Annotated in this window: 14 protein-coding genes; 4 read left to right on the top strand and 10 right to left on the bottom strand. The window is 62.8% G+C overall.

Features of this window, described 5'->3' with window-relative positions; translation table 11 throughout:
* Window positions 1-4: 4 nt before the first annotated feature.
* Both BPRO_RS03230 and BPRO_RS03225 read right to left on the bottom strand, forming a co-directional pair.
* Complete coding sequence (locus BPRO_RS03230) at window positions 5-946, bottom strand: ABC transporter permease (protein WP_011481619.1); 942 nt, start codon at window positions 944-946, stop codon at window positions 5-7.
* A gap of 272 nt (window positions 947-1,218) precedes the next feature.
* Window positions 1,219-2,784 (bottom strand): ABC transporter substrate-binding protein, encoded by a 1,566-nt coding sequence (locus tag BPRO_RS03225; RefSeq protein ID WP_011481618.1) that lies wholly within the window; start codon window positions 2,782-2,784, stop codon window positions 1,219-1,221.
* A 225-nt stretch (window positions 2,785-3,009) separates the two neighbouring features.
* Here BPRO_RS03225 and BPRO_RS03220 point away from each other — a divergent pair, with 225 nt between their 5' ends.
* Window positions 3,010-3,402, top strand: coding sequence for a RidA family protein (locus tag BPRO_RS03220; RefSeq protein ID WP_011481617.1), 393 nt, complete (start codon window positions 3,010-3,012; stop codon window positions 3,400-3,402).
* Window positions 3,403-3,760: 358 nt separating this feature from the next.
* On the opposite strand, the gene BPRO_RS03215 is transcribed toward BPRO_RS03220, so the two are convergent.
* Window positions 3,761-4,747 (bottom strand): IS110 family transposase, encoded by a 987-nt coding sequence (locus tag BPRO_RS03215; protein WP_011481616.1) that lies wholly within the window; start codon window positions 4,745-4,747, stop codon window positions 3,761-3,763.
* Between the two features lie 603 nt (window positions 4,748-5,350).
* On the bottom strand, window positions 5,351-5,989 hold the full coding sequence (locus tag BPRO_RS03210; protein WP_011481615.1) for a 5-formyltetrahydrofolate cyclo-ligase: 639 nt from the start codon (window positions 5,987-5,989) through the stop codon (window positions 5,351-5,353).
* Between the two features lie 9 nt (window positions 5,990-5,998).
* Here BPRO_RS03210 and BPRO_RS03205 point away from each other — a divergent pair, with 9 nt between their 5' ends.
* Complete coding sequence (locus BPRO_RS03205; RefSeq protein WP_011481614.1) at window positions 5,999-8,122, top strand: lytic transglycosylase domain-containing protein; 2,124 nt, start codon at window positions 5,999-6,001, stop codon at window positions 8,120-8,122.
* A gap of 232 nt (window positions 8,123-8,354) precedes the next feature.
* On the opposite strand, the gene BPRO_RS03200 is transcribed toward BPRO_RS03205, so the two are convergent.
* The 4 genes from BPRO_RS03200 to BPRO_RS03185 all read right to left on the bottom strand — a co-directional run bounded on the left by BPRO_RS03200 (window position 8,355) and on the right by BPRO_RS03185 (window position 11,970).
* A complete protein-coding gene (locus tag BPRO_RS03200; protein ID WP_041388292.1) occupies window positions 8,355-9,182 on the bottom strand; it encodes a hypothetical protein in 828 nt (275 codons plus the stop codon).
* Between the two features lie 231 nt (window positions 9,183-9,413).
* Entirely contained in the window at window positions 9,414-10,820 is a 1,407-nt protein-coding gene (dbpA, locus tag BPRO_RS03195; RefSeq protein ID WP_011481612.1) for an ATP-dependent RNA helicase DbpA, read from the bottom strand.
* A gap of 92 nt (window positions 10,821-10,912) precedes the next feature.
* A complete protein-coding gene (locus BPRO_RS03190; protein WP_011481611.1) occupies window positions 10,913-11,698 on the bottom strand; it encodes a crotonase/enoyl-CoA hydratase family protein in 786 nt (261 codons plus the stop codon).
* Window positions 11,692-11,970 (bottom strand): DUF2917 domain-containing protein, encoded by a 279-nt coding sequence (locus tag BPRO_RS03185; protein ID WP_011481610.1) that lies wholly within the window; start codon window positions 11,968-11,970, stop codon window positions 11,692-11,694. Before BPRO_RS03185 ends, BPRO_RS03190 begins: the two co-directional genes overlap by 7 nt.
* Window positions 11,971-12,065: 95 nt before the next feature.
* Here BPRO_RS03185 and BPRO_RS03180 point away from each other — a divergent pair, with 95 nt between their 5' ends.
* Window positions 12,066-12,989, top strand: coding sequence for a LysR substrate-binding domain-containing protein (locus BPRO_RS03180; protein WP_011481609.1), 924 nt, complete (start codon window positions 12,066-12,068; stop codon window positions 12,987-12,989).
* A gap of 20 nt (window positions 12,990-13,009) precedes the next feature.
* Here BPRO_RS03180 and BPRO_RS03175 read toward each other — a convergent pair whose 3' ends face one another.
* Window positions 13,010-13,960: a pyridoxamine 5'-phosphate oxidase family protein gene (locus BPRO_RS03175; protein ID WP_011481608.1), complete on the bottom strand. Its 951-nt coding sequence runs from the start codon at window positions 13,958-13,960 to the stop codon at window positions 13,010-13,012.
* On the bottom strand, window positions 13,957-14,634 hold the full coding sequence (locus tag BPRO_RS03170; protein WP_011481607.1) for a glutathione S-transferase family protein: 678 nt from the start codon (window positions 14,632-14,634) through the stop codon (window positions 13,957-13,959). The genes BPRO_RS03175 and BPRO_RS03170 overlap by 4 nt, the downstream gene beginning before the upstream one ends.
* A 150-nt stretch (window positions 14,635-14,784) precedes the next feature.
* On the opposite strand from BPRO_RS03170, the gene BPRO_RS03165 reads away from it, so the two are divergent.
* Window positions 14,785-15,675, top strand: a complete 891-nt coding sequence (locus tag BPRO_RS03165) for a LysR family transcriptional regulator (RefSeq protein WP_011481606.1) — start codon at window positions 14,785-14,787, stop codon at window positions 15,673-15,675.
* The last annotated feature ends 22 nt before the right edge of the window (window positions 15,676-15,697 follow it).

Below are 15,697 nucleotides of genomic sequence, written 5' to 3'. Positions count from 1 at the left end.
GCGATCAGTATTTGACGCGGGGATCGACCACCATATAAAGCAGGTCGGTCAGGAAATTGATCACCACATAAATCATGGAAACGACCAGCAGGGCACCCTGAATCACCGGGTAATCGCGGCGCAGCACGGCGCTCACCACCAGGTTGCCGACACCCGGCAGGCCAAACACGGTTTCGGTCACCACCGCGCCGCCGATCAGCAGCGCCACGGTCAGGCCCAACACCGTGACGATGGGCACCAGCGCGTTGCGCAGCGCATGCTTGAGCACGACGACTTTTTCAGACAGGCCCTTGGCCCGGGCCGTGCGCACATAGTCTTCACCCAGCACGTCGAGCATGGAAGCGCGCGTGAAGCGGATGATCAGCGCGGAGTTGAGCACGCCCAGCACCACCGAAGGCAGCACCAGGTAATGGATGCGCGCCATCAAGGTGGCACCCGGGTCACCGTAGCCGGACACCGGAAACCAGCCCATGGACACCGCAAAAATCTGCATCAGCACCAAGCCGAACCAGAAGCTGGGAATGCTGGCACCCAGCATGGCAAAACCGGTGAGCAGCTGGTCGATGAACTTGCCGCGAAAGACCGCCGAGACAATGCCGCAAGGCACACCAATCGCCGCGGCGATGAAGAGGGACAGCAGCGCCAGCAGGGTCGTGGGCTCGGCCCGCTCCCACAGCGCCTGCGTGACCGGGCGCTGCAAAAAAATGGACTGCCCGAGGTTGCCCTGCGACAGCTCCTTGAGCCAGTAGCCGAACTGCACCGGCAGCGGTTTGTCCAGGCCATACTCTTTTTGTACGCGGGCAATGTCTTCGGCCGTGGCCTGGTCGCCCAGCAGCACCGTGACGGGGTCACCCGACGCGGCGCGCGTGAGCACAAACACGAGGACCGCCACGAGCGCCATGACGACCAGCATGCCCATGATGCGTGACAACAAATATCGGGTCATAACCTTGTTCTATCCAAAAGGGGGGAATGCTTTTTATCCATTCGAGGGTGTCCCCGTCAACATCACTAAACCCGGCCCAAAACGAAGCGAAACAAAAGCCAGTCAAGCCGCGGAACCGGCTCTGCCGGGCCGCAGGCGGGCGGCCCCGAGGGGCTGGAGCCTGCGGCTCCAAAGCTGCTTGAGCAGCTTTGGACAGGCGACAGAGGCGAAGCGTCTCGCGAGCCGCGGCCTGCACGGCCTCGCGCAGTACGCGAAGCGACAAGCGTGGGGGCTCAATTTTTCAGGCCGGTATTCCAGAAGAAGGGCCAGGTCGACGGCACATAGCCCTGCAGCGCCGGCGACTTCGCCGACAGGCTGTTGAATTTGCCGACATTGATGTAAGGCACTTCGTCGTACACCACCTGCTGCACGGCACCCCACAAGGCACCGCGCTTGGCGGGGTTGGTTTCCTGGTTGAGGGCGGCCAGTGCGGCCTGCTTGGCCGGCGACGACCACCAGCCCGGCGCACCGTCACCGAGTTGCGGCGGCGACAGCATGGGCTCGGGGAACTGGCCCGAATGGGTGATGTAGATGTCCCAGAGCTTGGCGTCGTTGCGGCGCTGCACCAGCGTGGCCCAGTCGACCACATTGAGCTCGGCCTTGAAGCCGGCGCGCTTGAGCTGCTCAGCCATGATCAGCGCCATGTTGTAGTGAAAGTCGTACTGGCGGCTGGTCAGGATGCGGATGGTTTCGCCCTTGTAGCCGGCCTGCGCGGCTTGGCCCTTGGCCTTGGCGGCATCCCGCTCGTTGTAGCTGGCCGAACCGGCGGCCGAATAAAACGGCGTGCCCTTGGGGAAATGGTTGGGTTCGGCCACAAAGAAACGCGTGTCGCCAAAACCGGCGGCCAGCATTTCGCCTTCGCCGAAGCTGGTCTGCACGGCCTTGCGCACCGGCAGCGAGGCCATCACGCCTTCCTTGGTGTTGAACACAAAATACGGAAAGCCAAACGACGGCGTCAGGATGGGAACGGTCTTGCCGGCCGACTTCTCCAGGCGGTTCAGCGCCTCGGTGGGCAGCAGGTCGGCAAAGTGGTACTGGCCGGCCAGCGAGCCCTCGACACGCGTATTCGCATTGGGCACGGGAATGAAACGCAGCTCGTCGGCAATCGCGGTTTTCTTGCCGCCGTAGCCGCTGGGCGCTTCCTTGCGCGCACTGTACTGGTCAAAGCGTGTGAGCAGTACATACTGGTCGGGACGGCGCTCCTTGAACTTGTAGGGGCCGGTGCCGACGTATTCCTTCAGCGGCGTGGCGATCGACTCCTTGGCCATGATGGCGGCCATGCCGGAGGGCATCGCCAGCTGCGGCAACAGGGGGGCATACGGCGCCTTGAGGGTGATCTCGACACCGTGGCTGCCGTTGGCCGACAGGTCGGCAATTTCCTTGGACAGCGCCTTGCCACGCGGCGACACGTCCATCCAGCGTTTCAGGCTGGCCACCACGTCGTCGGCATTGAGTTCGCGGCCATTGTGCAGCTGCACGCCTTTGCGCAGCGTGATGCTGTAGCGCTTGCCGTCGGCCGACACCTTGGGCAGGCTCTCGGCGAGCATGGGCACCATTTTCCAGTTCGCATCAAAGGTGTAGAGCGGCTCGTAGACATGCTGCATGATGGTGCCCACCAGGTCGGCGGTGGACGCCATCGGGTCCAGCGTCTGCGGCTCGGCGATCATCGCCAGATTGAGAGGCGCTTTTGAAAGCGCCTGCGCCTGGGCACCCATACCCATCGGCAACAAGGCCGAACCGCCCACCACCAGCGCCAAAGCCACCGCCTTGCGACGGCTGATCCAGAATTTTTGCAGCATGCCGATCTCCTTAAAAGTGAAAGTATTTTTCAACTTGCAAAGAATATGCCAGCAATAATTCGCAGAAAATCGGTAAAAACCCTAGGTTAAATCTATAAATATGAAAATATATTTCAGTTTTGGGTTTAAGCTGCATGACCTTGGGGCGCGGCGCCCTCCCCCCTTCGCACCAGTCTGGTGTTTTCTGCTGTTTACCCCTGTTCACCCTAACCAGGAGCTTTTCACATGTCCGCACTTGAATACTTTGGCAACCCCCCGATGGCCTCCGACCACCAGCCGCGTCCGTTTTCACCCGCCGTGCGCGCCGGGGACTTTGTTTATGTCTCGGGCCAGGTGCCGGCCGATGAAAAGGGCGAAATCGTGCAGGGCGGGATTGAGGTGCAGACGCGCCAGGTCATGAAAAACCTCTCTGCGGCCCTGGCGCTGGCCGGCTGCACGCTGGACGATGTCTGCAAGACCACGGTGTGGCTGCAGGACGCACGTGACTTTGGCAGCTTCAACCGGGTCTACATGAGTTACTTCGGTGATAAAAAGCCGGCGCGCTCTACGACCGAGGCGCGGTTGATGGTGGATGCGCGGGTGGAGATTGATGTGGTGGCTTACAAGCCGCGTGGATAGAACGCCTCGAGGGGCTTGGGGCTTTCGAGTGACAGCCCATTGGTCACCTGCCCCATCTGCTATTCAATTGGTAGCGAGTTAGCTTCTCTGGGGCTGCTGACCGGGACTCGCCCCGGCGGGCGACTCACTTTCTCTTGCGTCGCCAAGAGAAAGTAAGCAAAGAGAAGGCGACCCTGCTGTCTGCGTCCCTTCGCTTCGCTACGGGCAGCCTGCGGTGCTCCGTCCAGGCGGGGTCTCGCTCGAACTCGCTACGTTGCACTTCGCTCAGACAATCGCGATCCCTGATCCGCCTGAACCTCCGCTCCTCGGCGCAGACAGAAGCAACTGTGTTCAAAGTCAAACGATTTTGAATGAAATTTCAAGCGTCTCCAGCCTGTGGACAACCATAGCCCGCCTGCCAGGGCTTGCCCGACTTGATGATGGCATTCATGATCGTCAACAGCTTGTGCATGCAGGCCACCAACGCCACCTTCGCAGGCTTGCCTGCCGCACGCAAGCGCTGATAAAAAGCCTTGATCAACGGGTCATGACGCACCGCACTCAGGCTGGCCATGTACAGGGCCGAGCGCATGTCAGCACGCCCACCCCAAGTGACTCTTTTGCCCTTCATCGTGCCACTATCGCAGTTAAGCGGTGCCACCCCTACCAGCTTGCCAATCTCGCGCGCACTCAAACTGCCCAACTCTGGCAACGACGCCATCAAGGCAGCCTGGGTCGAGATCCCCACACCTTTCATACCTTTGAGCAAATCGAGCTTTTCCTTGAAATGCTTGCCCAGACTGCCTGCAATGTCTGCATCAAGCTCCTTGACCTGACGGTCAATGACCTTGAGTACAGCCTGAATGCTTTTTTTCTGCGTCGGATGGCTGCTTGCCAGCCGGTTACCCTCCGCCACGCGCATCACCACGAGCTGGGAGCGCCGGGTGACCATTGCCGCGAGCATGTCCTGCTGCACTGTTGGCAACTTGAGCAGCAACTTGTCCCGCTTGTCACTGCTGTAAAGGGTGTGGGCGAACTGGGCCAGCGCCTGGGCATCGCTCTTGTCGGTCTTGCTCAAAAATCCAAGCGCCTTGGCAAAGTCATGGGCCTGCCTGGGGTTGACCACCATGACGGCATAACCGGCCAGGCACAGCGCCGTTGCCGCCAGCCGCTCCAGGCCTCCCGTGGCCTCCATCAAGACTACCGCCACACTATCCTTACGCGTTGCCAGGCTGTCTATCAAGGCGCCAACGCCTGCATCAGTATTGACAAACTGCTGTGCTTTGGCTTGACCGCGAACGGCCAGATCAAGCGTTGCTTTGGAGACATCGATACCAATGAATATTTGTTCTGAAGTAGCACTCATAAATCCCATCCTTGCAAATACGGGGTCCAAAAAATCAATATGGCCAACTAGCAACTGTTCGGGCTTACAACGAGCGGCAAGTGATCCACGCCAAAAGCTTCTGTACGAGCTACATGCTCAAGGGGCAAACAGGCTGTGAATAACTTCCCAAAACAAAGCACATCAACATGTCTGAATCGCTAATTTTTAAGCATACAAGGGATGGGGCAAGGAATACCAAACCCGAATACCTGAAACCACAAGGACACGCCATGGCGTGTCCTTGTTTGTCTTGGTCATCTTTGTCTTGGGGTTCGGCATTTTGGTATTCGGACTGCCCCGTTCTGGCTGGGCCGAGCAGCGCAGATGGAGGCGGGATCAGGGCCGCAGTTGTTTGAGCGAAGTGCAACGTAGCGAGTTCTGCGGACCCCCGCCGGAGTCGAGCAGCGCAGGTTGCCCGTAGCGCAGCGAAGGGACCCAGACTGCGGGTCGCCTTTTCTTTGGTGACTTTCTTTTGGCGAAGCAAAAGAAAGTTACTAGCCGCCGGGCTACCCCCGGCCAGCCGCCCTCAGAAAAGCCAGCAGGCTATCAATTCAACAGCGCCCTAAGCCGCCACCAACCCATTCAAACCGGCCAAACCACCCCATTGTCATTAAGAATCGCATCCAGCGGAATGTCATGCGCCTCAGGCTCCATATCGGGCAGCCACCCGTTGGTAAAGCCCAGCCCCACCGTCACGGGCCGGGGCTGCAGCGTCGCCAGCGTGCGGTCATAAAAGCCGCCGCCGTAGCCCAGCCGGTAACCCCCCGGGCCGTAGCCCACGCAGGGCACAAACAGCAGTGTGGGCACGATCACTTCCGTGTCCTTGGGCTTGGGAATGCCGTAGGCGTCCTCTTCCATGGGGCAGCCCGGGTACCAGGCATGGAAGGTCAGGGTCTTGTGCAGTTTGTTGACAACCGGCAGGCCGATCTTGCGGGGCGAGCGGCTCGCTATGCTTTCCGTCGCAATTTGTGCCGGTTCCTCAAGGTCCGAACCCTGGTTTGATTGGGAATCCCGGCTCAGGATGGCGTCTTCCTGCCAGCGGTACAGCGCGGGCAACGGATCAAACTCCCCCTTGATGGGCCAATAGGCGCCTATCACCTCATGGGGGGAGCCCACCAGCCAGATGCGCATCACCCGCTGCAGCAAATCGGCTCGCTGCAGGCGGTCGGGCATATCGAGGCGGGCTTGCACCAGTGCTTTTCGTGTGCTTAATTTGTCCATAATGTCCCGATGCTATACAAAAAAAATTTCAACGCCGCGTTCTTTGCTGCGGCGTATGCCACCCTCTCGCTCAGTTTGCTGGTCCCCGCCGCCGCCCAAAACACCTCCTCAAACGGCAACGGCAGCAATGGCGACAACCTGATTCTCGAAATGAACAAGGCCTTCAGGCGCAGCGACAAGGGCCGGCTGGCCCAGATGCTGCCCCAGGCCAGAGGCCATGCGCTGGAGCCCTGGGCGGCCTACTGGGAGCTGAAAACGCGTCTGGGCGAGGCCAGCGCGCAGGAGGTGCAGGACTTTCTCGCCCGCTACGCCGGCACCTACCAGGAAGACCGCCTGCGCAATGACTGGCTGCTGCTGCTGGGCCAGCGCCGCGACTGGGCCGCCTTTGCGGCCGAGTACCCGAACTACCGCATGAACGACGACAGGGAAGTGCGTTGCTATGCCCTGCTGGTGGAGCACCTGAAGAATCCGGCGCTCGATGCGCGCCTGTCGGACGAAGTGCGAAAAAACTGGTACGCGCAGCGCGACGCCGACGACGGCTGCACCGCCGCCGCCGACCGGCTGGTCGGCGCCCAAAACCTCACGACGCAGGATGTCTGGCAAAAAGCCCGCATCGCCACCGAGGCCAACCGGCCACGGGCCGCAGCGGGTGCGGTGCAGATCATTGCTCCGGAGGCCATGGACCTGCTGACCGAGCTGAACAGCAGCCCCATCAGGTTTCTTGCCGGCAAACACTTGGCCCTGCGGAAAGTGCGCAAGGAAATCATCACGCTGGCACTGATCAAGATGGCCACCACCGACGTGGAAGGTGCCGCTTTCCAGCTGGAAAGCAAGTGGGCCGTCCAGCTCAACGCCGAGGAGCGCAACTGGGTCTGGGGCGTGATCGGCAAACAGGCGGCAACCCGCCTGGGCACGGTGCCGGGCAGCGATGCGCTGCAGTACTTTGCCAGGGTCAACAACGACAGCGACCTGACGGATGACATGCTGGCCTGGAAGGCCCGTGCAGCGCTGCGCGCGGGCACCCAGGCCCAATGGCCGCAGGTGCTGGCGGCCATCAACGCAATGAGCGAGGAGGCCCGCAAGGACCCGGCCTGGAGCTACTGGAAGGCGCGCGCGCTGCTGGCCACGGCGCCGCCCAACATTCCCACCGCGGTCAGCACGCCACAGGGTGTCACGCAGACCATCAGCATCGCGCCCCAGCGCGCCGAGGCGCTGGCGATGCTGCAGGCTCTGGCCTCCCCGCGCGGCTTTTATGAGCAGCTGGCACTGGAGGAACTGGGCCAGAAGATCACGGTGCCGGCCCAGCCGGCGCCACTCACGGCGGCAGAAAAGGAAGCCGCACGGCTCAACCCCGGGCTGAACCGCGCCGCCTATGCCATCACGATAGGTTTGCGGCCGGAGGGCGTGCGCGAATGGAACTACAGCACCAACCTGCACAAGCGCAACGGCGAGGGCGAACGCGCCGGGATGGGCGACCGCGAACTGCTGGCAGCCGCCCAGTTTGCCTGTGACCGGCAGATCTGGGACCGCTGCATCAACACCAGCGAGCGCACCAGAACCGAGACCGATTTCGATCAGCGCTTCCCCGTGCCGTTCCGCGAGGCCGTGGTCAAGCGCAGCCGCGAAGTCGGCCTCGACCCGGCCTACGTTTATGGGCTGATCCGCCAGGAAAGCCGTTTCATCATGGATGCCCGTTCCGGCCCGGGGGCCTCGGGCCTGATGCAGATCATGCCCGCCACGGCGCGCGAAACCGCACGCCGAATCGGCCTGGCGGGTTTCACGCCCGACCAGATCAATGACCGCGACACCAACATCACGATAGGCACCGGCTACCTGAAGCTCGCCCTGGACGCCTTCGAGGGCTCGATGGCCATGGCTGCAGCCGCCTACAACGCCGGGCCGGGCCGGCCCCGCGTCTGGCGCGGGCAACCCGGCAGCCCGGTGCTCGATGCCGCCATCTGGGCCGAGAATGTGCCCTTCGGCGAGACCCGCGACTATGTCAAGAAAGTGCTTTCAAACACCACCAACTACGCGGCCATCCTGACGGGGCAGCCACAGTCCCTGAAAGCGCGGCTGGGCATGGTCGGGCCACGCGATGCGTCGCTGCCCGAGGTGAACAAGGATTTGCCCTGATCAGAAAGTAGCTAGTGTGGTGCGCCACTCTATTCTGTACTTATATGATGGCGAGGCCCGTGGGCCTCGTCGCTGATCAGCCGGCGCTCCCGGAATGACAACCGCTGACAGGCCCCGCTGCCGCGTCAGACTTGGCAAGAATAGTCGGCTTTCCGGCGTCGGATCGAACAGTCAATCACGACCCAAAGCGCTCCTCCAAGCGGCTTTGCGGTGCTACCCGAAGCCGCCTCGACTACTGATCCGCTGAAATGACGGGATGGTGTGCATTTGACGTCGCGGCATGAACGGCAACGACACAGTCGCGCTCGAACCATGGAACTTGCGCCCTGATGTAGCTGATCGTTCGACCGTTGGTGACTCTCTGTTCGTCGAAGTCAGGGACCTCGATCTCGCCAAGGCGATGCAGGACGATCCGGTACTCCTCTTCCTGCTCATAGTGCTTCTGTTTGAAGAGGGTGATGCAAGCGATCAGTAATTGACGCATGTGGAATAGATCCCCAACGTCCGCGTTCGCATGGGCCAACTCCTGAACCGCGGCAATCGCCTTTCCAGCAATCCTCAATTGCTCGTCTTCGTCGTAGACGACATAGCCTTCTACCGCCTCATACAGCTGGGAAAAATGGTGGAGGAGAAATCCGTCCCCGTCAGGAACGCAGTGCCGCGCGGAGTACGTGAGATCGATTGGAAAGTTTTCTCGAAGCTCAAGATTGCTTGGTCCGTATGTGTTGGCTAGGTAAGTAGATGACGAATTGCTCGAGAGGGAAAGCACATAACACTTGCGGAGTGAGCCGTTCATGTGTGCGAGAAGGTCAAGGAGGCGTGCTTGGTCCTCACCCGTCAAGATCGCTTTGACGGCCGCCTTCAAGATACTGGTCCCGTAGTCCACTTCGCTTTGATCTAGGAACGAGTCGGCACGCGTAAGCCACAGTTCCCCATTACTTGAGATGGAAGCAGCGGCATATGCTGTCGTGTAGTGGTGAAGCGCCCCGTGGGAGATCTCGAAGCAACGGTATAACTCGCTGACTGCGGGACTGTTCGTGAAGATTACGCGCTGGCGCATGATTGTTCCAATTATTAACTGCTTCTGGGCAACGATCGCTCGCTGCGTCAGTCGGCCGTTAAGCCGTCGCTGACGAGCGGCCCCTTCTGGCCGGGAGCGTGAGTTCGACACCCGCAAACGCCGATACTGCCGGCGCCCCCATAAGTTCTAGAACTTCGAGCGCACCACACTAGTGGAAAGTGGAAAGTAGCAGGCAGGAATCAAGGTAAGGAGCAGCTTGCCCGCGGGGCTTCAGGTCTCGTCCATGAAGCGGACCTTGACGCTCTTGCCCTTGACGCGGCCACTGGCGAGTTTTTGCTGCGCCTGGCTGGCGATGGCGCGGTCCACCGCCACATAGGTCGAGAACTCGTTGACGTTGATCTTGCCGACCTGCTCGCGGGTAAAACCCGCTTCCCCGGTCAACGCTCCCAGCACATCGCCGGCGCGAATTTTCTCCTTGCGCCCGCCGACGATCTGCAAAGTGACCATGGGCGGCAGCAGCGGCTCGGTGCTGGTGGGTGTGAGCTCAGTCAGCTTGTGCCATTCGGATTCGGCGTTCTGCAACTGCTCGATTTTGCCGACCGAGCCCATCTCGTCCATGCTGGCCAGGCTGATGGCCCAGCCCTCCTCATCGGCGCGGCCGGTGCGGCCGATGCGGTGAATGTGCACCTCGGCATCGGGCGTGACATCGACATTGATCACCATCTCCAGCTGCGAAATATCCAGGCCGCGCGCGGCCACGTCGGTGGCCACCAGCACCGAGCAGCTGCGGTTGGAAAACTGCACCAGCACCTGGTCGCGCTCACGCTGCTCGAGCTCGCCGTACAGCGCCAGCGCGCTGAAGCCCTTGTTCTTCAAATAGGCGACCAGCGCGCGGCACTGCGATTTGGTATTGCAAAAAGCCAGGGTGCTGGCCGGGCGGTAATGGTTGAGCAGCAGCGCCACCGCGTTCAGGCGCGCTTCGTCGCGGTCGCTCTCCGGCACCTCATACCAGCGCTGGCGGATTTTGCTTTTCTCGTGCTGCGCCTGCACGGTGATGGTTTGCGGCTCCTTCATGAACTGCTGGCTGAGCTTGGCAATGCCCTCGGGGTAGGTGGCCGAAAACAGCAGGGTTTGCCGCTCGTCGGGGCACTGTTTGGCCACGGTGGCGATGTCGTTGTAAAAGCCCATGTCCAGCATGCGGTCGGCTTCGTCCAGCACCAGGGTGTTCAGCGCGTCGACGTCCAGCGTCTCCCGCTCCAGGTGGTCCATGATGCGGCCCGGCGTGCCCACCACGATGTGTGCGCCGTTCTGCAGGCTCGACACCTGGTTGCGCAGCGGCACGCCGCCGCACAGCGTGACGACCTTGATGTTTTCCTCGGCGCGCGCCAGCCGGCGGATTTCCGTGGCCACCTGGTCGGCCAGTTCGCGCGTCGGGCACAGCACCATGGCCTGCACGGCGAAGCGGCGTGCATTGAGGTTGGCCAGCAGCGCGAGCCCGAACGCCGCGGTCTTGCCGCTGCCGGTTTTGGCCTGCGCAATCAGGTCCTTGCCGAGCAGCGCCACCGGCAGGCTGGCCGCCTGGATCGGCGTCATGCTGAGGTAGCCCAGCTGCTGCAGATTGGCCAGCACATGGGCCGGAAGGGACAGGGCGCTGAAGTCGGAGGAAGAAGAAGTCATGCGCCGATTATCGGCGCGAGGCCCGGCCAGCCGCTCAATAACCTCACTATTGCCCCACTGTGGCCCTACTGTGGCCCCACGGGCCGGTGGCCTCAGCGATGGCAAAACACCGGCTGGCGCTTCTCCACAAAGGCCGCCGTGCCCTCCTTCGCATCAGGCGAGGCCGCGGCGATCATGAACTGCGCGGCTTCGATGGCCAGGCCTTCGTCGATGGAGACGTTCAACCCGCGTGTGACCGCACGCAGCGAGGCCGTGACGGCTACGGCCGAATTGGCGGCGATCAGGTCCGCCATGCGCAGGCAGGCAGGCAACAGGTCGCTGGCAGGCACCACGTGGTTGATGAGCCCGATCAGCAATGCCTCTTCCGCGCTGATGGCCTCCCCCGTCAGGATCATTTCGTTGGCGCGCTTGCGGCCTATATGGCGCGGCAGGCGCTGTGTACCGCCGAACGGCGGCGGAAAGCCCAGCCGGATTTCAGGCTTGGCAAAAGTCGCATGTTCCGCCGCAATCGCCAGGCTGCAGGCCTCCATGGTTTCGCAGCCGCCGCCAAAGGCAATCCCGTTCACAGCCGCGATGATGGGCTTGGGGTAGTTCTCGACGCGGCGCGTCATGGCCTGGCCGCGCGCGACGAAGCGGCGCGCTGCTGTTTCGGGCGATGCGGCAACATCCGGCGCAAAGCCCGCGATGTCGGCGCCGGCGCTGAAGGCCTTGTCGCCCCGCCCGGTCAGCACCAGGCAGCGCACGCTCTCGTCGCGCTCCAGCGCATCGAGCCGGTCCATCAGCTCATCGATGAGTTCGTAGCTCAGGGCGTTGAGTTTTTCGGGGCGGTTCAGCGTCAGCACCACGTGCTGGCCGCGGCGCTCGGCTTCTATCAGCATGTAGCCTCCAGAGGGTTTCGGGCAGGGGTGTCCGGGGATAAAAATGACAGGACGCCGCAACCACGCGGGGCGCCAACAAAGTAGGTCGCGGCTTGCGGCGTGACAAAGGACTGGCCGCTCTCCAGCACGACGTCGCTGTCCCGGCCGCGCCCGGCCAGCGCGTCGCTGGTGATCCAGAGGCAGCCCTCGGTGCAGGTCAGAGCCTGGCCGCGCCGCAGGCGCAGGGGTTTGGGGATGGGCCCGAGCTTGAGCGGGGTTTGCAGGGCATGCATGGCGGACTCCTTGGAAAGTGTGGTTTGATTCTTCCCTGTACCCGGCCCGCGCGGCCGGATGGTTTGTCATCCGGGGTATTCCAATCATTCATGCCATGCTGAACAGTTCTTCCTCCAGCGCGCTGCGCGCCATGTCGCTTGATGCGATACGCGGCTTCGAAGCGGCCGCGCGTCACCTGAGCTTCACCGCTGCGGCCGAAGAGCTGTTCATCACGCAATCGGCCGTGAGCAAGCAGGTCAAGAGCCTGGAAGACGCGCTGGGCGCAGCGCTGTTCTTGCGCGGCGGCAAGGGGCTGAGCCTGACGCCCGAGGGCCGGCAGCTTTATGAAGCGGCCCGTGCGTCGCTGGCGCAACTGGCCTCGGCCGTCGACCGCCTGCTGGCCGTAGACCGGGTGTCGGTGTCGATCACCACCACGCCGTCTTTCGCCGCGCTGTGGCTGGCGCCCAAGCTGGCGAAGTTCCAGCTGCTGGAGCCCGCCATTGACGTGCGCGTCGACGCCTCGGAAGCCAAGGTGAACCTGGAGCGCGAAGGCATCGACCTGGCCGTGCGGCTAAGCCCGCCTCCGCCCGGAGGCGAAGGCCCGCCGCCCTTGCTGCAAGAACAAGCCCTGCTGGTGGCCGCGCCGGCCGTCGCGGCGCGCATCAGCGCTGTCGCCGACATCCTGCACACGCCGCTGCTTGTTTATTACGACCCGGCCACGCGCTTTTCGTGGATGTCGTGGACGGCCTGGTACGAACGGCTGGAGCTGAAGCAGTCGACCCAGCAGCCCTGCCTGTATTTTTCGCAGTACGAGCATGTGCTGACCGCCGCCGTTCAGGGCGCCGGCATCGCCATAGGGCGCACGCCGCTGGTGCTGCCCCTGCTGGGCAGCGGCCAGCTCAAGGTGGTCTTGCCCGGCCAGACGGTCGAGGGCATGGCTTACCGCATCGTCACCTCAGCCCACAGCGCGGATCGGCCGGCTGTGCAGAAATTTCGCGCATGGCTGGAGCGAGAGCTCGCGCTGGAAGCCATCGGCTGAGCTCGTGTCAACGCTACAGATCAGGCCCAGGTGCCCGTGGTCTCAAGCACCGGCGACAGCTCCGCCTCGCCCCAGCGCAGGGGCAATGAGCCCTTCACCAAGCGCATCGATCCCACCTTGAACCGCAGCAGGCGCTGCGCCTCGGCAAAGGCCTGCACCTCAGGGCCGTCCCAGATGATGTCTGCCGTAACGGCCAGATAGAGCAGGTCGCCATTGTCAAAGTCGATGAACAGCAGGCCGGCCCGCGGATTGACCGCAATATTGCCCAGCGTGTTGAAAAAAAAGTTGCCCATGAAATCCGGCACCGTGAGCGTGCCGTCGGCGCCCACCCGCACAAAGCCGGGTTTGCCACCGCGGTGCGACACATCCACCCCGCCGGCCCGCCCCGCGTCGTCACCGTCACCCATATAGGCCGTCGCGATGAAGAGGGTATCGGCCGCCGCGATCATGGCGCGCGCCGCATCGTCGAGCTGGCCCGCCTGGTGCACCACGGGCGGTACAGGCGCAAGGCCCGCGTCATACACCGGCTCACGGGCCTGGATGTACTTGGGGCAGTTGCCAAAGCTCTGGCTCACCTGCACCGAAAAACCCGCAGCACCCAGGCCCTGCACCACCCCATTCATGCGGTTGCGCCGCCGCGTGTGCGGCTCCATGCCCAGCAGGCCGATGGCCGCGCCTTCCGCCAAAGTGTCCTGCAGCGGATCGCCCGGCAGGGGCTGCGCCTGCAGCACCAGCCGCTGCGGATGGGGCGAGTGAATGAAACCGGGTGGTGCCGCGAGCACCGAGGCCCAAGGCTGGCCGGACGCGTCCGCCGTGCCGGCAATCACAAAAGGCAGCTGCCCAAAAAACTCGCGGTGCTGATCGGGCATGAAGTCCCGGATGACGCGCGGGCCGAGCTGCGCCATCCGCTCCTGCACGCCCACCCGGGCCTGCACCGCACGCTCGCCCTCGTGAAACGCGGATACGCTCATGCTGCCAGCCCGGTGGGCGTTTTGACCATGGGGACAAAGCGCGGCAGGGCTTCGATGCGGGCCAGCCAGGCGCGCAGCCTGGGGTAAGGTTCCAGCGAAACATTGCCCTCGGGCGCATGGGCGGTATAGCTGTAGTTGGCAATATCGGCCAGCGTGGGCGTGTTGCCGGCGAGAAATGCGGACTGCCCGAGCTGCTGCTCCATCACGGCAAACAGGGCATGCGCGCGAGCTATGGCGGCGTCCGGGCTGTCGGGCCGCTTGAACAGCTGGATGACGCGTGCCGCGGCAGGCCCGAATGCCAGCGGGCCGGCGGCTACCGACAGCCAGCGCTGCACGGCGGCCGCAGCCACGGGCTCGGTCGGCATCCACGCGTCTGCGTCCTGCGCATAGCGCCGGGCGAGGTACACCAGGATGGCGTTGGAGTCGGCCAGGGTCACATCGCCATCCTGGATCACGGGTACCTGACCGAATGCGTTCATGGCCAGGAATTCAGGTGTTTTATGCGCCTTGGCCGCCAGGTCAATCTCCACCCGTTCAAACGGCAGGCCCAGCAGCGACAGGAACAGCTCCACCCGGTGCGCGTGGCCGGAAATGGCGACACGGTAAAGCTTGATGGGCTGCGCCGGGAGCGCCTTGAGGCTTGCGTTGGGGGTGGAGGCGGCAACTGCGTTCATGCGGGGTCTTTCAAGGGGGTTAATGAAATGGAACAAGGGATTCGACTACGGTGGATTCTGTTTGATCCGTTAATTTGAATAAATAGCTGACATAGGATTTAACTAATCCTTAAATCGGATTAATTTCAAGCACGGGGTTACCATGGCGCCATGGACAAGCTCAGGGCCATGCAGGCCTTCATTCATATTGCCGAAGAAGGCAGCCTGACCGCTGCGGCCCGCGTCATGGAGTCGTCGCTGCCCGCCATGGTGCGCACGCTGGCCGGCTTCGAAGCGCAACTGGGCGTGCGCCTGTTCAACCGGACCACGCGACGCATTTCGCTGACCGAGGAAGGCCGGCGGCACCTGGAGAGTTGCCGGCAATTGCTGGCCGCGCTGGACGATGCGGAAGCAGCGCTCACGGCGGAGGCCGGCGAACCAACGGGCCACCTGACCATCACCGCGCCCGTGCTGTTCGGGCAAATGCATGTTGCCCCTGCCGTGACGCGCTTTGTGCAGCAATACGAAAAGATGCGCTGCAGCATGGTGCTGCTGGACCGCGTGGTCAACCTGCTGGAAGAAGGCATTGACGTAGGCATCCGCATTGGCGAGCCCGAAGACTCCACGCTGGTCGCGCAGACGGTCGGCCACATCCGGCGCCTGGTGGTAGCCAGCCCCGACTGGCTGAAACGCCATGGCACGCCGCGGCATCCCAAAGACCTGCTGAAGGCCAACTGCGTGCGCGTGACCGAGCATGCCCTCACATGGGGGCCGTTCAATGACCAGGGCCGGCCACTGCGCCTGGCCGTCAGTGGTAATCTGGAGTTCAACCAGAATGCGCCGGCCGTTGCGGCTTGCGTGGCCGGCGCGGGCCTGGGCATGTTTCTGTCCTACCAGGTGGCGCCGTTTCTGCAAAGCAAACAACTGTGCACCGTGCTGGAGGATTTTGAGCCGGCGGTTCGCCCGATCAACGTGGTCTACCCGCACGCCCGGCTGTTGCCCATGCGCACCCGGGTGTTCATCGAGTGGATCAAGAAGGAACTCAAGGACTTCCAGTCCTGAAGACTGAAAAAGGAAAGAGCGC

The organism is Polaromonas sp. JS666 (assembly GCF_000013865.1).
Taxonomy (GTDB): domain Bacteria; phylum Pseudomonadota; class Gammaproteobacteria; order Burkholderiales; family Burkholderiaceae_C; genus Polaromonas.
Note: the sequence above shows the minus strand (reverse complement) of the source record. Positions and strands in the feature narration are given on the sequence as shown.

What these genes read in the sequence shown, in the direction of transcription:
- BPRO_RS03230 (WP_011481619.1), bottom strand. Translation starts at nt 946, where the DNA reads ATGACCCGATATTTGTTGTCACGCATCATGGGCATGCTGGTCGTCATG.
- BPRO_RS03225 (WP_011481618.1), bottom strand. Translation starts at nt 2,784, where the DNA reads ATGCTGCAAAAATTCTGGATCAGCCGTCGCAAGGCGGTGGCTTTGGCG.
- BPRO_RS03220 (WP_011481617.1), top strand. Translation starts at nt 3,010, where the DNA reads ATGTCCGCACTTGAATACTTTGGCAACCCCCCGATGGCCTCCGACCAC.
- BPRO_RS03215 (WP_011481616.1), bottom strand. Translation starts at nt 4,747, where the DNA reads ATGAGTGCTACTTCAGAACAAATATTCATTGGTATCGATGTCTCCAAA.
- BPRO_RS03210 (WP_011481615.1), bottom strand. Translation starts at nt 5,989, where the DNA reads ATGGACAAATTAAGCACACGAAAAGCACTGGTGCAAGCCCGCCTCGAT.
- BPRO_RS03205 (WP_011481614.1), top strand. Translation starts at nt 5,999, where the DNA reads ATGCTATACAAAAAAAATTTCAACGCCGCGTTCTTTGCTGCGGCGTAT.
- BPRO_RS03200 (WP_041388292.1), bottom strand. Translation starts at nt 9,182, where the DNA reads ATGCGCCAGCGCGTAATCTTCACGAACAGTCCCGCAGTCAGCGAGTTA.
- dbpA (WP_011481612.1), bottom strand. Translation starts at nt 10,820, where the DNA reads ATGACTTCTTCTTCCTCCGACTTCAGCGCCCTGTCCCTTCCGGCCCAT.
- BPRO_RS03190 (WP_011481611.1), bottom strand. Translation starts at nt 11,698, where the DNA reads ATGCTGATAGAAGCCGAGCGCCGCGGCCAGCACGTGGTGCTGACGCTG.
- BPRO_RS03185 (WP_011481610.1), bottom strand. Translation starts at nt 11,970, where the DNA reads ATGCATGCCCTGCAAACCCCGCTCAAGCTCGGGCCCATCCCCAAACCC.
- BPRO_RS03180 (WP_011481609.1), top strand. Translation starts at nt 12,066, where the DNA reads ATGCTGAACAGTTCTTCCTCCAGCGCGCTGCGCGCCATGTCGCTTGAT.
- BPRO_RS03175 (WP_011481608.1), bottom strand. Translation starts at nt 13,960, where the DNA reads ATGAGCGTATCCGCGTTTCACGAGGGCGAGCGTGCGGTGCAGGCCCGG.
- BPRO_RS03170 (WP_011481607.1), bottom strand. Translation starts at nt 14,634, where the DNA reads ATGAACGCAGTTGCCGCCTCCACCCCCAACGCAAGCCTCAAGGCGCTC.
- BPRO_RS03165 (WP_011481606.1), top strand. Translation starts at nt 14,785, where the DNA reads ATGGACAAGCTCAGGGCCATGCAGGCCTTCATTCATATTGCCGAAGAA.